Genomic DNA, 16,543 nt, shown 5'->3' on the forward strand with positions numbered 1-16,543 from the left:
AAAGGGAAAGGAAGCGATGTTTGGCGAGAAGTTTCGGGATCGGCAAAAGCCGATGGTGCTCGTGCTGGGACTCGGTGAATCGGGTCTCGCGATGGCGCGCTGGTGCGCGCGGCACGGGTGTCGGCTGCGCGTTGCCGATACGCGCGAAGTGCCGCCGAACCTGTCCGGGCTCGAAGCGCACGGCATCGATGCCGACTTTGTCGGCGGCCCGTTTTCGTCCGTGCTGCTGGAAGGGGTGGAACTGGTTGCGATCAGCCCAGGGCTCTCGCCGCTCGCGGCCGACCTCCTGCCGCTGATTACCGAGGCACGTGAGCGCGATATCCCCGTGTGGGGCGAACTCGAATTTTTCGCGCAGGCGCTGAAGACGCTCGGTGAAAGCGGCTACGCGCCGAAGGTGATTGCGATCACCGGCACGAACGGCAAGACCACGACGACGAGTCTCACGGGATTGCTGTGCGAACGCGCCGGCAGGAAGGTCGCGGTGGCGGGGAACATCAGCCCGGCCGCGCTCGACAAGCTGACCGAAGCAATCGACAACACGGCGCTTCCCGACGTCTGGGTGCTCGAACTGTCGAGCTTCCAGCTGGAGACGGCGCACACGTTCGCGCCGGATGCCGCAGTGGTGCTCAACATCACGCAGGACCATCTCGACTGGCACGGCGGCCTCGATGCTTACGCGGCGGCGAAGGGCAAGATTTTCGGGCCGCAGACCGTGCGCGTGCTGAACCGCGACGACGCGCGCGTGATGGCGCTCGCGCCGACGGCCGCAGGTTCTGCGTCAATGGTCACGTTCGGCCTGAACGAACCGACCCGCGATGGCGACTACGGTCTGCTGCGCGATAACGGCATGGTCTGGCTCGTCGAAGCACATGACCGCGACGCTGCCGACGAACCGCAACCGGTACGCCGTCGCAAGCACGAAGTTACCGCTGCGCCGAACATCGGCCTCAAGCGCCTGATGCCCGCCGACGCGCTGCGCATCCGTGGCCTGCACAATGCGGCAAACTCGCTCGCAGCCTTTGCGCTGGCCCGCGCGATCGGCCTGCCCGGCGCGCCGCTGCTGCACGGCCTGCGCGAGTATCGCGGCGAGCCGCACCGTGTGGAACTGATTGCATCGATCGAAGGCGTCGACTATGTGGACGACAGCAAGGGTACGAACGTCGGCGCAACGGTCGCTGCACTCGACGGCCTCGCGCAGCGTGCGGTGCTGATCGCCGGCGGTGACGGCAAGGGCCAGGATTTCGAGCCGCTCGCAGCACCGGTGGCCCGCTGGTGTCGCGCAGTCATGCTGATTGGCCGCGACGCACCGCAGATCCGCGCCGCGCTGGCCGACACCGGCATCACGCTGACCGATCACGCCACGCTCGAAGACGCCACACGCGCGGCGGGCGCGCTCGCCCAGCCGGGCGACGCGGTGCTGCTGTCGCCGGCCTGCGCGAGCTTCGACATGTTCAAGGGTTACGCACATCGCGCAGCGGTGTTCCGCAGCACCGTCGAGGACATCGCGGCTGAACGGGGGACGATGATATGAGCTGGTCCGAACGCTTCGGCTCACGACTCGCAAAACAGCGCGGTTCCGCTGGCGGAGAAGCGATGGCCGGCCGCTCGACGGCGAGCGGTCTCGCGAGCGCCGTCAATGGTGTGCGTCCGCTGCGCTCCAGGATGCTCGATTACGACCACTCGCTGCTATGGGTGGCGATCGCGCTGCTCGGCCTCGGCGTGGTGATGGTGTATTCGGCGTCGATCGCGATGCCGGATTCGCCGAAGTATGCGTCGTACCGCGACTACGCCTTCCTCGTGCGCCATCTGGCGTCGCTCGCCGTGGCGATGGTGGCGGCGGTCGTCACGTTCCGGATTCCGATCTCGGTGTGGGACAAATACGCGCCGAAGTTCTTCCTGATTGCGCTCGTCGCGCTCGTGATCGTGCTGATTCCGCATATCGGCAAGGGCGTGAACGGTGCGCGTCGCTGGATTCCGCTCGGCATTACGAACATGCAGCCGTCGGAAATCATGAAGCTCGCGGTGACGATCTACGCGGCGAACTACACGGTGCGCAAACAGGAATACATGCACAGCTTCGCGAAGGGCTTCCTGCCGATGGCGTTCGCGGTCGGCGTGGTCGGCGCGCTGCTGCTCCTCGAACCGGACATGGGCGCGTTCATGGTGATCGCCGCGATCGCGATGGGCGTGCTGTTTCTCGGCGGCGTGAACGGCAAGCTGTTCGGCGGCCTGGTGGCGACGGCCGTGGGCACGTTCACCTTGCTGGTGTGGGCGTCGCCGTGGCGTCGTGAGCGGATCTTCGCTTACCTCGATCCGTGGGACGACCGTTACGCGCAGGGCAAGGCGTATCAACTGACGCACTCGCTGATCGCTTTCGGGCGCGGCGAGTGGTTTGGCGTGGGCCTCGGCGGCAGCGTCGAAAAGCTCAACTATCTGCCGGAAGCGCATACCGACTTCATCCTCGCGGTGATCGGCGAAGAACTCGGCTTTGTCGGCGTGCTGGTCGTGATCCTGCTGTTCTACTGGATCGTGCGCCGCTCGTTCGAGATCGGCCGTCAGGCGCTGGCGCTCGACCGCACGTTCGCGGGGCTGGTCGCGAAGGGCGTCGGCATCTGGTTCGGCGCGCAGACCTTCATCAACATGGGCGTGAACCTCGGCCTGCTGCCGACCAAGGGTTTGACGCTACCGCTCGTCAGCTACGGCGGGTCGGGCATCTTGCTGAACTGCGTCGCGCTGGCGGTGCTGATGCGCGTCGACTATGAAAACCGTGTGCTGATGCGCGGAGGCAAGGTATGACCGCAGCCTCGCGCACGTTGATGGTGATGGCCGGTGGCACCGGGGGACACGTGTTCCCGGGGCTCGCGGTCGCGCACCGGATGCAGGCGTTGGGCTGGCGTGTCGTGTGGCTCGGCAATCCCGCTGGAATGGAAGCGACGCTCGTCGCGAAGCACGGCATTCCGATGGAGTACGTGCGGTTTGGCGGCCTGCGCGGCAAGGGGCTGAAGACGAAGCTGATGCTGCCGGTCAACCTGCTGCGCGCGTGTGCGCAGAGCCTCTCGGTGCTGCGCCGCGTGAAACCCGACGTCGTGCTCGGCATGGGCGGCTACATCACGTTCCCCGCAGGATTGATGACGGCGCTGAGCGGCCGTCCGCTCGTGCTCCATGAACAGAATTCAATCGCCGGTCTCGCCAACAAGGTGCTCGCGAAAGTCGCGAAGCGGGTGCTCGTCGCGTTCCCGGATGCCTTGCCGCATGCCGAATGGACCGGCAATCCGATTCGTGAGGAACTTGCGCTGACATTGGCACCCAAAGCACGCTACGCGCAACGAAGTGGGCCGTTGAATGTGCTGGTTGTCGGCGGCAGTCTGGGGGCCACCGCGTTGAACGAAGTCGTGCCGCGCGCGCTGGCACTCATGTCACCGGCGCAGCGGCCGGTCATCGTGCATCAGGCGGGTGCCAAGCATATCGACGCATTGCGGGCGAACTACGCGGAAGCCGGCCTCAAGACGGACGACAACCTGCAACTCGTGCCGTTCATCGACGACATGGCGGCGGCGTACGCGAAAGCCGATCTCGTGATCTGCCGTTCCGGCGCGATGACGGTCGCTGAAATTGCGGCGGTGGGCGTGGCAGCGTTTTTCGTGCCGTTCCCGTATGCAGTAGACGATCACCAGACAACCAATGCAGCGTTTCTCGCCGACCACGGCGCGGCGCTGCTCGTGCAGCAACGCGATCTAACGGCGGAAGGTCTCGCCGCCTGGTTGCGCAGCCAGACGCGGGAGAGCCTCGCGGAGATGGCGGAGCGTTCGCGCTCGCTCGCGAAACCTGATGCCACCGAACAGGTCGCGCAGATATGCGCGACCGTGGCGGGCGCGAGCCCAGAAGGAAAGCAATGAAACACATCGTCAAACACATTCACTTTGTCGGTATCGGCGGCGCCGGGATGAGCGGCATCGCCGAGGTACTCGTGAACCTGGGTTATCAGGTAAGCGGCTCCGACCTGTCGCGCAACGGGGTGACCGATCGTCTCGCCGCGCTCGGCGCGCGCATTGCGATCGGCCATGACGCCGAAAACATCGAAGGCGCGAATGCGGTCGTCGTTTCGACGGCCGTGCGTAGCGACAACCCGGAAGTGCTGGCCGCGCGTCACCGGCGCATTCCGATCGTGCCGCGCGCGGTCATGCTTGCGGAGCTGATGCGGCTCAAGCAGGGCATCGCGATTGCCGGCACGCACGGCAAGACGACGACCACGTCGCTCGTCGCGAGCGTGCTTGCCGCGGGCGGTCTCGATCCGACCTTCGTGATTGGCGGCCGGCTGATCAGCGCGGGCGCGAATGCGCGGCTTGGCACGGGCGACTTCATCGTCGCCGAAGCCGACGAATCCGACGCATCGTTCCTGAACCTGTTCCCGGTGATCGAAGTCATCACGAACATCGACGCCGACCACATGGACACCTACGGCCACGATTTCGCGCGGCTCAAGCAGGCGTTCATCGAGTTCACGCACCGTCTGCCGTTCTACGGCATCGCCGTGCTGTGCGTCGACGATCCGAACGTGAAGGAGATCCTGCCGTTCGTGTCGAAGCCGATCATCCGCTACGGCTTTGCGGCCGATGCGCAGGTGCGCGCAGTGAACGTCGTCGCCAAAGATGGCCGCATGCATTTCACGGCGATGCGCGAAGACGCGGCGCCTGTCGACATCGTTTTGAACCTGCCGGGCACGCACAATGTCCAGAATGCTTTGGCCGCAATTGCAATTGCGACTGAACTTGAGGTGAAAGATGCCGATATCCAGCGAGCACTCGCGGATTTCAACGGTGTCGGCCGGCGCTTCCAGCGCTACGGCGAAGTGCCGACAGCGGACGGCGGCACTTACACGCTGGTCGACGACTATGGTCATCACCCGGTCGAAATGGCCGCGACGGTCGCGGCGGCGCGTGGTGCGTTTCCCGACCGGCGTCTCGTGCTGGCATTCCAGCCGCACCGCTTCACGCGCACGCGTGACTGCTTCGAAGATTTCGTGAAGGTGCTGTCTACGGTCGACGCGCTCGTCTTGACCGAAGTCTATGCAGCCGGCGAAACGCCGATTGTCGCCGCCGACGGCCGGGCGCTCGCGCGCGCGATCCGTGTGGCAGGCAAGGTCGAGCCGGTCTTTGTCGAAACGGTGGATGAAATGCCGGACGCGCTCGCGGCTGTCGTGCGTAGTGGCGATGTGGTGATCACGATGGGTGCGGGTTCGATCGGCGGCGTGCCGGGTCGTATCGCTCAGGAGAAGGTGTGAGATGAGCAGTAATGTGGATGCGAAACAACTCGCAGAACAGTTTGGCAAGGTGGCAGTGCTGCTCGGCGGTCATTCCGCCGAACGCGAAGTGTCGCTCAATTCCGGTCGCCTCGTGCTGCAAGGCCTGCGCGATGCCGGCGTCGACGCGCATCCGTTCGATCCGGCAGAGCGTCCGCTTGCCGCATTGAAGGAAGAAGGGTTCGTGCGTGCGTTCAACGCGTTGCACGGCGGCTACGGCGAGAACGGCCAGATTCAGGGCGCACTCGATTTCTACGGCATCCGTTACACGGGCAGCGGCGTGCTGGGCTCGGCGCTCGGGCTCGACAAGTTCCGCACGAAGCTCGTGTGGCAGCAGCTGGGTGTGCCGACCCCGCCGTTCGAGACCGTGCTGCGCGGCGACGACTACGCTGCACGCGCCACCGACATCATCACGAAGCTCGGCCTGCCGCTCTTCGTGAAGCCGGCAAGCGAAGGGTCGAGCGTCGCGGTAATCAAGGTGAAAAGCGCCGACGCATTGCCGGCGGCACTCGAAGAAGCCGCGAAGTTCGATCGCATCGTTGTCGTGGAAAAGAGCATCGAAGGTGGCGGCGAATACACCGCGTGTATCGCCGGCGATCTCGATCTGCCGGTGATCAGGATCGTGCCGGCGGGCGAGTTCTACGACTATCACGCGAAGTACATCGCCGACGACACGCAATACCTGATTCCGTGCGGCCTTGCGCCGGCCGAAGAAGCGCGCATGAAGACGCTTGCGCGCCGTGCCTTCGACGTGCTCGGCTGCACCGACTGGGGTCGTGCCGATTTCATGCTCGATGCGGACGGCAACCCGTATTTTCTCGAGGTGAACACCGCGCCTGGTATGACCGATCACTCGCTGCCGCCGAAAGCGGCGCGCGCGGTCGGCATCAGCTACCAGGAACTGGTGGTGAAAGTGCTGTCGCTGACCCTGAAGGACTGACCGTCAGATATGTGGAACAACGTTCGCCAGCTCAATTTCGCCGCCAACGCGCTGCATGCGTTGCTGGTGCTCGTGCTGCTGGCGGCAGGCGCTTACTGGTTGATCCAGCGCCCGAGTTTCGCGCTGCGCGAGATCCGCATCGACGGCGACACCGAGCACATCAATTCGCCGACGGTGCGAGCCGGTGTGGTCGGCCGGTTGAAGGGCAACTACTTCACCGTCGATCTGGATGCCGCTCGCCAGGCGTTCGAGCAGATGCCATGGGTGCGTCACGCGAGCGTGCGGCGCGTCTGGCCGAACGTACTGGCTGTCACGCTGGAAGAGTACAAACCGCTCGGGACGTGGGGCAGCGATCAGCTGGTCAGCGTGGACGGCGAGCTGTTCACCGCGAACCAGGGCGAGCTCGAGCAGGAGCTGCCGGCCTTCGACGGTCCGGACGGCACGGCGAAGGAAGTCGTCGCGCGCTATCAGGACTTCAGGAAGTGGTTTGCACCGCTTGGCGCGACGCCGGAAGAAGTGACGCTGTCGCCGCGTTACGCATGGACGGTGAAGCTGTCGAACGGAACGGAGGTGGAATTCGGCCGCGAGCGCAACCAGGACACGCTTCTTGATCGTTCGCGCCGGTTGACCGCTGCGTGGGCGGCGGTGACGCAACGTTGGGGGAAGGATATCGAGTATGCGGACTTGCGCTATCCGAACGGTTTCGCGATTCGTGCAGCAGGCATGCGCTTCATCAGCGAACCCGACAAGGGCAAGAAGTAAGAGAACATCACACGCAATGAGCACGCTATGAGTAAAGACTATAAAGATCTGCTGGTCTCCCTCGACATCGGGACGTCGAAGGTCGTGGCCATCGTCGCGGAGCTGAAGGGCGAAGGTCACTACGAAGTGATCGGCCTCGGCCAGAGCGAATCGAAGGGGCTCAAGAAAGGCGTCGTGGTGAACATCGAGGCCACGGTGCAGTCCATTCAGCGGGCGCTCGAAGAAGCTGAACTGATGGCGGACTGCAAGATCACAAACGTATTTACCGGGATCGCTGGCAGCCATATCCGCAGCTTCAATTCGAGCGGCATGGTGGCGATCAAGGAAAAGGAAGTGACGCAGACGGACGTCGCGCGCGTGATCGAGACGGCGAAGGCGATCAACATCCCGACCGATCAGCAGGTGCTGCACATCCTGACGCAGGAATTCATCATCGACGGCCAGGAAGACGTGCGCGAGCCGATCGGCATGAGCGGCATCCGGCTCGAAGTGAAGGTGCACATCGTGACGGGCGCAGTGAGCGCCGCGCAGAACATCGTCAAGTGCGTGCGCCGCTGCGGTCTTGAAGTGAACGATCTGATTTTGCAACCGCTGGCGTCGTCGCTGGCGGTCCTGACGGAAGACGAGAAAGAGCTGGGCGTGGTGCTGGTGGACGTCGGCGGCGGCACGACGGATATCGCGATTTTCAGCGAAGGCGCGATCCGTCATACGGCCGTGATTCCGATCGCCGGAGACCAGATCACGAGCGACATCGCGATGGCGCTGCGTACGCCGACGCCGGATGCGGAAGACATCAAGGTGGGCTACGGCATCGCGAAGCAGGCGCTTGCCGACCCGGACGAAATGATCGAAGTGCCGGGTCTCGGCGAGCGCGGCCCGCGCACGCTGTCGCGTCAGGCGCTGGCGGCGGTGGTCGAGCCGCGTGTCGAAGAACTGTTCTCGCTCGTGCAGCAGGTCGTGCGCGAGTCGGGTTACGAAGAACTGCTGAGTTCCGGCGTGGTGCTGACCGGCGGCGCGGCGATGATGCCGGGCATGGTCGAACTCGGCGAGGACATTTTCCTGAAGCCGGTGCGTATCGGCGTGCCGGAATACGCGGGCGGTCTTGCGGACGTGGTGCGCAATCCGCGCTTCTCGACGGCGATGGGCCTGCTCGTCGAAGGCCGCGCGCAACGCATGCGCGGCCGCAAGGTCGCGGTGCAGTCGGGATCGATGGGACAGGTGCTGTCGCGGATGAAGGACTGGTTCCTCGGCAACTTTTAAGTTTTCGGAAATACGCGCTGGTGCCGGCGGCTGGCGCGCGACAGGGGGTTGCCCGATCTCCTGCCGAATAACGGCCGAACGGCAATACTTTTTTTCTTGACGGAGGCAACATGGAATTCCAGATGCTGGAAACCGAAACCAACGGCACGGTTATCAAGGTCGTCGGTGTAGGTGGCGCTGGCGGCAATGCCGTACAGCACATGATCAACCGCGGCGTGCAAGGCGTCGACTTCATCGTGATGAACACGGACGCACAAGCCCTGTCGCGCTCGCGCGCCACGCATGTGATCCAGCTTGGCAATACCGGTCTTGGCGCTGGCGCCAAGCCGGAGATGGGCCGCTCGGCGGCAGAAGAAGCACGCGAGCGCATCGCTGACGCGTTGCGCGGCGCGCATATGGTGTTCATCACCGCGGGCATGGGTGGCGGCACCGGTACGGGCGCAGCACCGGTCGTCGCGCAGATCGCCAAGGAAATGGGGATTCTGACCGTTGGCGTCGTCAGCAAGCCGTTCGAATTCGAAGGCGGCAAGCGGATGCGCGTGGCAGAAGCGGGTTCGCAGCAACTGGAGGATCACGTCGACTCGCTGATCGTCGTTCTGAACGACAAGCTGTTCGAGGTGATGGGCGATGACGCCGAGATGGATAAATGCTTCCAGTGCGCAGACGATGTTCTGAACAACGCAGTCGCTGGTATCGCGGAAATCATCAATGTGGACGGTCTGGTGAACGTCGACTTTGAAGACGTGAAGACGGTGATGGGCGAACAGGGCAAGGCGATGATGGGCACGGCGACGGTTGCCGGCGTCGATCGCGCGCGTCTCGCGGCGGAACAGGCCGTGGCGAGCCCGCTGCTGGAAGGGGTGGATCTGTCGGGTGCGCGTGGCGTGCTCGTGAACATCACGTCGAGCCGTTCGCTGCGTCTGTCGGAAACGCGCGAAGTGATGAACACGATCAAGAGCTATGCTGCGGAAGATGCGACCGTGATTTTCGGTGCAGTGTACGACGATGCGATGGGCGACGCGCTGCGCGTGACGGTCGTGGCAACGGGTCTGGGCCGTGCGGCGAAGAAGCAGCAATCGGCACCGATGACGCTCTTGCGCACCGGCACCGACAACCAGCCGGTCGGCGCGCATCAGCACGCGTATGCTCCGCAACAGCATCACACGAGCGTGGCGGATTACGGTTCGCTGGATACGCCGGCCGTGTGGCGCACGTCGCGCGATACGGCGGCTTCGCACGTGCAGGCGCTGCAGGAAAAGGGCGTCGACACGTACGATATTCCGGCATTCCTGCGCAAGCAGGCGGACTAACCGCGGGCAGGCCTTCGCTGCGGCACGTTCGCGCGTGCCTGCGGGCGGATGCACAGGCGTGGCGGGTGGAACAGCTAACGAAGCTGCGTTTCAGCAGAAACGCCGCCAGGACAGGTGCCCTCTTCGTATTCGCGAAGCGGATCGGGCGACTGTCGCCGCAAGAAGGTTCCACTGCGACACGATGACGTGCGGGTTTGCACCGCATCGATGCAAAGGATCAGGGCCATGATTAAGGTGGGTGAAAAGCTGCCCGATGCGATCGTCTTTGAGTTGATCGAAGACGGGCGCGAGGGCTGCACGATCGGGCCGAACAGCTTCGACGTGCGCGAACAGACAGCGGGTAAGCGCGTGGTGATCTTCGGATTGCCGGGTGCATTCACGCCGACCTGTTCAGCCAGACATGTACCGGGTTACGTTGAGCAGGCAGACGCGTTGCGTGCGGCCGGCATTGACGAGATCTGGTGTGTGTCCGTCAACGACGCCTTCGTGATGGGTGCGTGGGCGCGCGATCAGCACACCTCGGGCAAGGTGCGCATGATGGCGGACGGCAGTGCAGCTTTTACCAGGGCGCTTGGTCTCGCGCAGGACCTGTCGGCGCGCGGCATGGGAATCCGTTCCCAGCGCTATGCAATGGTGGTCGACGACGGCGTGGTCAAGACGCTGAACGTCGAGGCACCCGGCAAGTTCGAAGTCAGCGATGCCGCGAGCATTCTTGCCACGTTGAGCCAGTCGTAAGCGGCGTTTTTCGCTGCGGGTTGCACCGCATGTTGCACGCGGACAACGGCGAAATGACGCTTTTGTGACGGGCCGTTACGCGGGCCGATGACCGGAAACGCCTCCGTTCCGGACATCGGCCCGTCACGCTTCCCGCCAGGTAATGATGAGAAACAGATTGATACGTTCGGTGAAAACCCGATGTCGAGTGGATGGAGTATAATTCGCGCTATGGAATAAAAAGTCCCGATTGGGATTTTCAATCGAATAGAAGACCATCATGTTGAAGCAGCGCACAATCAAATCGATCGTCAAGACGGTCGGCATCGGCTTGCATTCCGGCCGCAAGGTTGAGCTCACGCTCCGCCCGGCCGCACCTGATACGGGCATCGTCTTCACGCGCGTGGATCTGCCCACGCCGGTGGAGATCCCTGCGCAAGCGATGGCGATCGGTGATACGCGTCTCGCTTCCGTGCTGCAGAAGGACGGTGCGCGGGTATCGACGATTGAGCACCTGATGTCCGCCTGTGCCGGTCTCGGCATCGACAACCTTTATGTCGATGTCACCGCGGAGGAAATCCCGATCATGGACGGCAGCGCAGCGTCGTTCGTGTTCCTGATCCAGTCGGCAGGCATCGAGCAGCAAAACGCGCCGAAGAAATTCATCAAGGTGAAAAAGCCGGTTGAGATCCGCGACGGCGACAAGTTCGCGCGTCTCGACCCGTATTTCGGCTTCAAGCTGAAGTTCACGATCGATTTCCGTCATCCGGCCGTCGACAAGACCGGACAGGCGCTCGAAGTCGATTTCGCGAATACGTCGTATGTGCGGGAAATCGCACGCGCACGCACGTTCGGCTTCGCGCATGAAGTGGAAATGATGCGCGAACTCGGGCTGGCGCGTGGCGGCAGCATGGACAATGCCATCGTGCTCGACGAATACCGCATTCTGAACAACGACGGCCTGCGTTATGACGACGAATTCGTGAAGCACAAGATGCTCGACGCGATCGGCGACCTGTATGTGGTCGGTCATCCGTTGCTGGCGTCGTACACGGCGTACAAGTCGGGCCACGGGCTGAACAATGCGCTGCTGCGCGAATTGCTGGCGCACGAGGATTCGTACGAACTCGTCACTTTCGACGACACGCAGACGGCGCCGCGCGGCTTCGGCTACGAGACGCAGACCGCATTTGCGTGATTGTGCGAGGCGGCGTATCCCACGCCTTGGCAGAGAATGGAAATAAGCGGCCCACATGGGCCGCTATTTTTTTGTCCCGCTGCCGATGCGGTGGCGGGCGGCCATTCTGGCCAGCGCGGCCTGCAACGGCGAAGGTTCGAGCGCCTGACTGAGTTCGTGCAGCGCTTCGGCGCCGCGTGCGGTCATGCGGGCCTGCTTGGGCGGCGGTGGTTCTTTTATGGCTTGGGGGCGGACACGAATGCGCAACGAATCGACGGCCCACCCGCGCTGCTGGAGGTCGGACAACAGTCGTGGTTCGAGATGCCGCAAGCGTGCCGCCAGCGCGTTGTGCGCCGCGAACAGCGCAAGCACGCCGTCCTTGATGAAACCCGGTTCGACGCTCGTCGCCAGATAATCGGGGAGCAATTGGGCAAGGTCGCGTTCCAGCGCGGCGATCTGCTCGACCCCGGCGCGCAGCGCCGCAAACGCTTCGGTGCGATTGAGCACCTCCGCGACCGCCTGCGGACGGCGCCCGTTGTTCTGCTTTGAAAGCGGCCTTGAAAACGACGAAAAGCGGCTCATATTTTCCGGTGACGGTGTCGTCGCATCGCGTGCGCGACGATGTCGGGATTGTACCCTGTGACGTGCGCGCGAGGCCGGCGCCGACGTAAGCCGGATCGCGCGTCGCGCGGCCCTTTGCGATCTCGCCACTGACACAGGCGCAGCCGGGGGTGCGTGCTAAAATCCCAGATTCGAATTCACTTTTGGACCTAAGCCGCCGAGGCCCCTCCGTTCCCGGATGCACATACCGTGTGACCAGGCCGAAGCCGCGACGCAGACACCGATCCGATGACCACCGGTTTTCTACAAAAGATTTTTGGCAGCCGCAACCAGCGGCTCGTCAAGCAATATCAAAAGACCGTCACGTCGATCAATGCGCTCGAGCCGCAGATCGAGCAGTTGACGGATGATCAACTGCGCGCGAAGACCGGTGAGTTCCGTCAGCGCGTGGCGAGCGGCGAATCTCTCGACAAGCTGCTTCCGGAAGCCTTCGCGGTCTGCCGAGAGGCGAGCAAGCGCGTGCTGCATATGCGTCACTTCGACGTGCAGCTAGTGGGCGGCATGGTCCTCCACTACGGCAAGATCGCGGAAATGCGCACCGGCGAGGGCAAGACGCTCGTCGCAACGCTAGCGGCCTACCTGAACGCGCTCTCCGGGCGCGGCGTCCACGTCGTGACGGTGAACGACTACCTCGCACAGCGTGATGCCGAGTGGATGGGGCGGCTGTACAACTTCCTCGGTCTGACGGTCGGCATCAACCTGTCGCAGATGGACCACGCCGCGAAGCAGGAAGCGTACGCCGCGGACATCACCTACGGCACGAACAACGAATTCGGCTTCGACTACCTGCGCGACAACATGGTCTACGAGACCGACGCGCGCGTGCAGCGGGCCCTGAACTTCGCGGTCGTCGACGAAGTCGACTCGATCCTGATCGACGAAGCACGTACTCCGCTGATCATTTCCGGCCAGGCGGAGGATCACACCGAACTGTACGTGCGCATGAACGCATTGCCGCCGCTGCTCGAGCGTCAGATCGGCGAAGAGAAGGCCGATGGCACGGGCGTCGAAAAACCAGGCGACTACACGCTCGACGAAAAGGCGCGCCAGGTGTTCCTCACCGAATCGGGCCACGAGAAGGCCGAGCGTCTGCTCTCCGAGTGGGGTCTGATTGGCGAAGGTGAAAGCCTCTACGCACCGCAGAACATCACGCTGATGCACCACGTGTACGCCGCGTTGCGCGCACACACGCTCTTCTTCAAGGATCAGCACTACGTCGTGCAGAACAATGAAGTGGTGATCGTCGACGAATTTACCGGTCGTCTGATGTCGGGTCGTCGCTGGTCGGACGGTTTGCACCAGGCGGTCGAGGCGAAGGAACACGTCAAGATCCAGAGCGAAAACCAGACGCTCGCTTCGATCACGTTCCAGAACTACTTCCGCATGTACGCAAAGCTGTCCGGCATGACCGGCACGGCCGATACCGAAGCGTTCGAATTCAACGAGATCTACGGGCTCGAAACGGTCGTCATTCCGACGAACCGGCCGCCTAAGCGGACCGACAAACAGGATCAGATCTACAAGACGGCGAAGGAACGTTACGACGCGGTCATTCGCGATATTCGCGATTGTCATGAGCGCGGCCAGCCGGTGCTGGTCGGCACGACGTCGATCGAAAATTCCGAACTGCTCTCCGGTCTCCTGCAGAAGGCGGGTCTGCCGCACGAAGTGCTGAACGCCAAGCAGCACGCGCGGGAAGCAGCCATTGTTGCGGAAGCGGGTCGTCCGAAGCGTGTGACGATCGCGACCAACATGGCCGGCCGCGGAACCGACATCGTGCTCGGCGGCAACGTCGAGAAGCAGGCGACATTCATCGAAGCCGACGAATCGATTCACACGGACGAAAAGGCCCGCCGTATCCAGCAACTGCATGATGAATGGCAGATGCTGCACGATCAGGTGAAAGCCGCCGGCGGTCTGCACATCATCGGCACCGAGCGCCACGAATCCCGCCGGATCGACAACCAGCTGCGCGGCCGTGCGGGCCGCCAGGGCGATCCGGGTTCGTCGCGCTTTTATCTGTCGCTTGACGATCCGCTTCTGCGCATTTTTGCTGGCGACCGCGTGCGCTCGATCATGGATCGTCTGAAGATGCCGGAAGGCGAGGCGATCGAAGCGGGGATCGTCACGCGTTCGATTGAATCGGCGCAGCGCAAGGTCGAAGCGCGCAACTTCGATATTCGCAAGCAATTGCTCGAATACGACGATGTGTCGAACGATCAGCGCAAGGTCATCTACCAGCAGCGCAATGAGTTGCTCGAAGCGCACGACATCACGGAAACCATCGGCGCCATGCGTCATGGCGTGATCACCGACATCGTCCATCAGTTCGTGCCGGCGGGCAGCATCGAAGAGCAGTGGGATGTGCCTGAACTGGAAGAAGTGCTGCGCAACGAATGGCAGCTCGACCTCGCGATTCAGGAAATGATCAATGAATCGCAATCGATCAATGTCGAAGAAATCGTTGAAGCCGTGCTCGCGGCCGCGGACGAGGCCTATGAAGCGAAGGTCGAACTGGTCGGCCGTGAGTCGTTCAGCGCGTTTGAGCGCTCGATCATGCTGCAGACGCTCGATCGTAACTGGCGCGAACACCTTGCGGCGCTCGATCACCTGCGTCAGGGCATCCATCTGCGCGGTTACGCTCAGAAGAACCCGAAGCAGGAATACAAGCGCGAGGCGTTCGAACTCTTCGCCGCAATGCTCGACGCGGTGAAGCTCGAAGTCACGCGGGTGGTGATGAACGTGCAGATCCAGTCGCCGGAACAGCTGGAGCAGGCGGCCGAGCAATATGAAGAGCAGGGCAGCCATCTGGAGAACGTCGAATTCCGTCACGCCGAGTTCGCGGAAGCCGCTGAAGCAGCGGCCGCGGTTCCGGTCGCGGCCGATGCCGCTGCTGCGATGATCGGCGATGCGATGAGCCACGGCTCGCATGCGGTGTCGCCGTCGCTCGGCGACGGCGGCGTGCCGAAGGTCGGTCGCAACGACCCCTGTCCATGCGGTAGCGGCAAGAAGTACAAGCAGTGCCACGGCAAGATTGCGTAAGATCGAAGGCGGCGCGCGAATAGCGCGCCGCGTCGTTTCTGCGCGGCCTGATTCCAGGTTCTTGCCGATTCCCGGCGGTCCGGCACCTGTCCGGTCCGCTCATGTTTATCCCCGATGCCGGTTGCAAGCCGGCATTTTCAGCTCCGACAGGTCGCGAACATGGCTGTCAATTTCCCCTCGATCGATCCCGCTCAACTGCATCCCATCGCTGGCGTCACGCTAGGCTGGGCGGAGGCGAATATCCGCAAGCCGAACCGCAAGGACGTGCTCGTCATTTCCGTCGATGACGGTGCGACAGTCGCGGGCGTGTTCACGCAGAACCGCTTCTGCGCGGCGCCCGTGACGGTGTGCCGCGAGCATCTGGACCGCGTGCGCGCGGGCGGCAAGGGCATTCGCGCGCTGGTGGTGAACACCGGCAACGCGAATGCTGGCACCGGTGAGCCGGGCCTCGCGCACGCGCGCGAAACCTGCGTCGAACTCGCACGCCTGGTGGACGTTGCGCCGGAACAGATCCTGCCGTTTTCGACGGGCGTGATTCTCGAGCCGCTGCCGGTCGACCGTCTCAAGGCCGGCCTGCCCGCTGCGCTTGCGAACCGCCAGTCCGCGCACTGGTTCGACGCTGCTCAGGCGATCATGACGACCGACACGCTGCCAAAGGCGACGTCGCGCCAGGTGACGATCGACGGCCACACGGTCACACTGACCGGCATCAGCAAGGGCGCGGGCATGATCAGGCCGAATATGGCGACCATGCTCGGCTTTCTCGCATTCGACGCTGCCGTCGCGCAACCCGTGCTCGACGCGCTCGTGAAGCATGTAGCGGACCGCTCGTTTAACTGCATCACGATCGACGGCGATACATCGACCAACGACTCGTTTGTCCTGATCGCATCGGGCAAGTCGAGCCTGCCGGCCGTGACGTCGACCGATTCACCAGCCTACGCGGCGTTGCGCGATGCCGTCACAGAAGTCGCGCAGACGCTCGCTCAACTGATCGTGCGCGACGGCGAAGGCGCGACGAAGTTCATGACGGTGCAGGTCCAGGGTGGGAAGGACGGGGCCGAATGCCGCCAGATCGCCTACGCAATCGGACACTCGCCGCTGGTGAAGACCGCGTTCTACGCCTCGGATCCGAACCTGGGCCGAATCCTCGCCGCAATCGGTTATGCCGGCGTGAACGATCTCGATGTCGACAAGATCGACCTGTATCTCGACGACGTGCTGGTCGCGAAGGCCGGTGGTCGCAACCCTGACTACCGTGAGGAAGACGGCCAGCGCGTGATGAAGAAGAGCGAGATCGCGATTCGGGTCGTGCTGGGCCGAGGCGACGCACAGGCCACGATCTGGACCTGTGATCTTTCTCACGACTACGTCAGCATCAACGCCGACTACCGCTCCTGATTCCGATCCCGATACGC

The 16,543-nt window shown here is 63.3% G+C and carries 13 protein-coding genes; 12 read left to right on the plus strand and 1 reads right to left on the minus strand.

Annotated elements, in window-relative coordinates:
• Positions 1-16 precede the first annotated feature (16 nt).
• From murD to lpxC, 10 genes are all read left to right on the plus strand, one after another.
• A complete protein-coding gene (gene murD, locus P3T23_RS18110) occupies positions 17-1,531 on the plus strand; it encodes a UDP-N-acetylmuramoyl-L-alanine--D-glutamate ligase (protein ID WP_429317530.1) in 1,515 nt (504 codons plus the stop codon).
• Positions 1,528-2,796, plus strand: a complete 1,269-nt coding sequence (ftsW, locus tag P3T23_RS18115) for a putative lipid II flippase FtsW (protein WP_429317531.1) — start codon at positions 1,528-1,530, stop codon at positions 2,794-2,796. The genes murD and ftsW overlap by 4 nt, the downstream gene beginning before the upstream one ends.
• On the plus strand, positions 2,793-3,896 hold the full coding sequence (gene murG / locus P3T23_RS18120; protein WP_429317532.1) for an undecaprenyldiphospho-muramoylpentapeptide beta-N-acetylglucosaminyltransferase: 1,104 nt from the start codon (positions 2,793-2,795) through the stop codon (positions 3,894-3,896). Before ftsW ends, murG begins: the two co-directional genes overlap by 4 nt.
• Positions 3,893-5,281 (plus strand): UDP-N-acetylmuramate--L-alanine ligase, encoded by a 1,389-nt coding sequence (gene murC / locus P3T23_RS18125; protein WP_429317533.1) that lies wholly within the window; start codon positions 3,893-3,895, stop codon positions 5,279-5,281. The genes murG and murC overlap by 4 nt, the downstream gene beginning before the upstream one ends.
• A gap of 1 nt (position 5,282) precedes the next feature.
• Positions 5,283-6,239 carry a D-alanine--D-alanine ligase gene (locus P3T23_RS18130; RefSeq protein ID WP_429317534.1) on the plus strand — a complete coding sequence of 319 codons (957 nt, stop codon included), beginning with the start codon at positions 5,283-5,285 and terminating at the stop codon, positions 6,237-6,239.
• Between the two features lie 9 nt (positions 6,240-6,248).
• The gene (locus tag P3T23_RS18135) at positions 6,249-7,001 is read left to right on the plus strand and encodes a cell division protein FtsQ/DivIB (RefSeq protein ID WP_429317535.1); all 753 of its coding nucleotides are present in this window, start codon (positions 6,249-6,251) and stop codon (positions 6,999-7,001) included.
• 27 nt (positions 7,002-7,028) lie between these two features.
• The gene (gene ftsA, locus P3T23_RS18140; RefSeq protein WP_133661054.1) at positions 7,029-8,261 is read left to right on the plus strand and encodes a cell division protein FtsA; all 1,233 of its coding nucleotides are present in this window, start codon (positions 7,029-7,031) and stop codon (positions 8,259-8,261) included.
• 110 nt (positions 8,262-8,371) lie between these two features.
• Positions 8,372-9,571: a cell division protein FtsZ gene (gene ftsZ, locus P3T23_RS18145; RefSeq protein ID WP_429317536.1), complete on the plus strand. Its 1,200-nt coding sequence runs from the start codon at positions 8,372-8,374 to the stop codon at positions 9,569-9,571.
• Positions 9,572-9,796: 225 nt separating this feature from the next.
• The gene (locus P3T23_RS18150; protein ID WP_429317537.1) at positions 9,797-10,306 is read left to right on the plus strand and encodes a peroxiredoxin; all 510 of its coding nucleotides are present in this window, start codon (positions 9,797-9,799) and stop codon (positions 10,304-10,306) included.
• Between the two features lie 259 nt (positions 10,307-10,565).
• A complete protein-coding gene (gene lpxC / locus P3T23_RS18155) occupies positions 10,566-11,483 on the plus strand; it encodes a UDP-3-O-acyl-N-acetylglucosamine deacetylase (protein WP_429317538.1) in 918 nt (305 codons plus the stop codon).
• A 63-nt stretch (positions 11,484-11,546) separates the two neighbouring features.
• Here the strand turns inward: lpxC and P3T23_RS18160 are convergent, their stop codons facing one another.
• Complete coding sequence (locus P3T23_RS18160) at positions 11,547-12,044, minus strand: DciA family protein (RefSeq protein ID WP_429317539.1); 498 nt, start codon at positions 12,042-12,044, stop codon at positions 11,547-11,549.
• A gap of 267 nt (positions 12,045-12,311) precedes the next feature.
• On the opposite strand from P3T23_RS18160, the gene secA reads away from it, so the two are divergent.
• Both secA and argJ read left to right on the plus strand, forming a co-directional pair.
• On the plus strand, positions 12,312-15,125 hold the full coding sequence (secA, locus tag P3T23_RS18165; RefSeq protein WP_429317540.1) for a preprotein translocase subunit SecA: 2,814 nt from the start codon (positions 12,312-12,314) through the stop codon (positions 15,123-15,125).
• Between the two features lie 159 nt (positions 15,126-15,284).
• Positions 15,285-16,526 (plus strand): bifunctional glutamate N-acetyltransferase/amino-acid acetyltransferase ArgJ, encoded by a 1,242-nt coding sequence (argJ, locus tag P3T23_RS18170; protein ID WP_429317541.1) that lies wholly within the window; start codon positions 15,285-15,287, stop codon positions 16,524-16,526.
• Positions 16,527-16,543: the final 17 nt, after the last annotated feature.

It is taken from the genome of Paraburkholderia sp. GAS448 (genome assembly GCF_050435685.1).
Classification (GTDB): domain Bacteria; phylum Pseudomonadota; class Gammaproteobacteria; order Burkholderiales; family Burkholderiaceae; genus Paraburkholderia.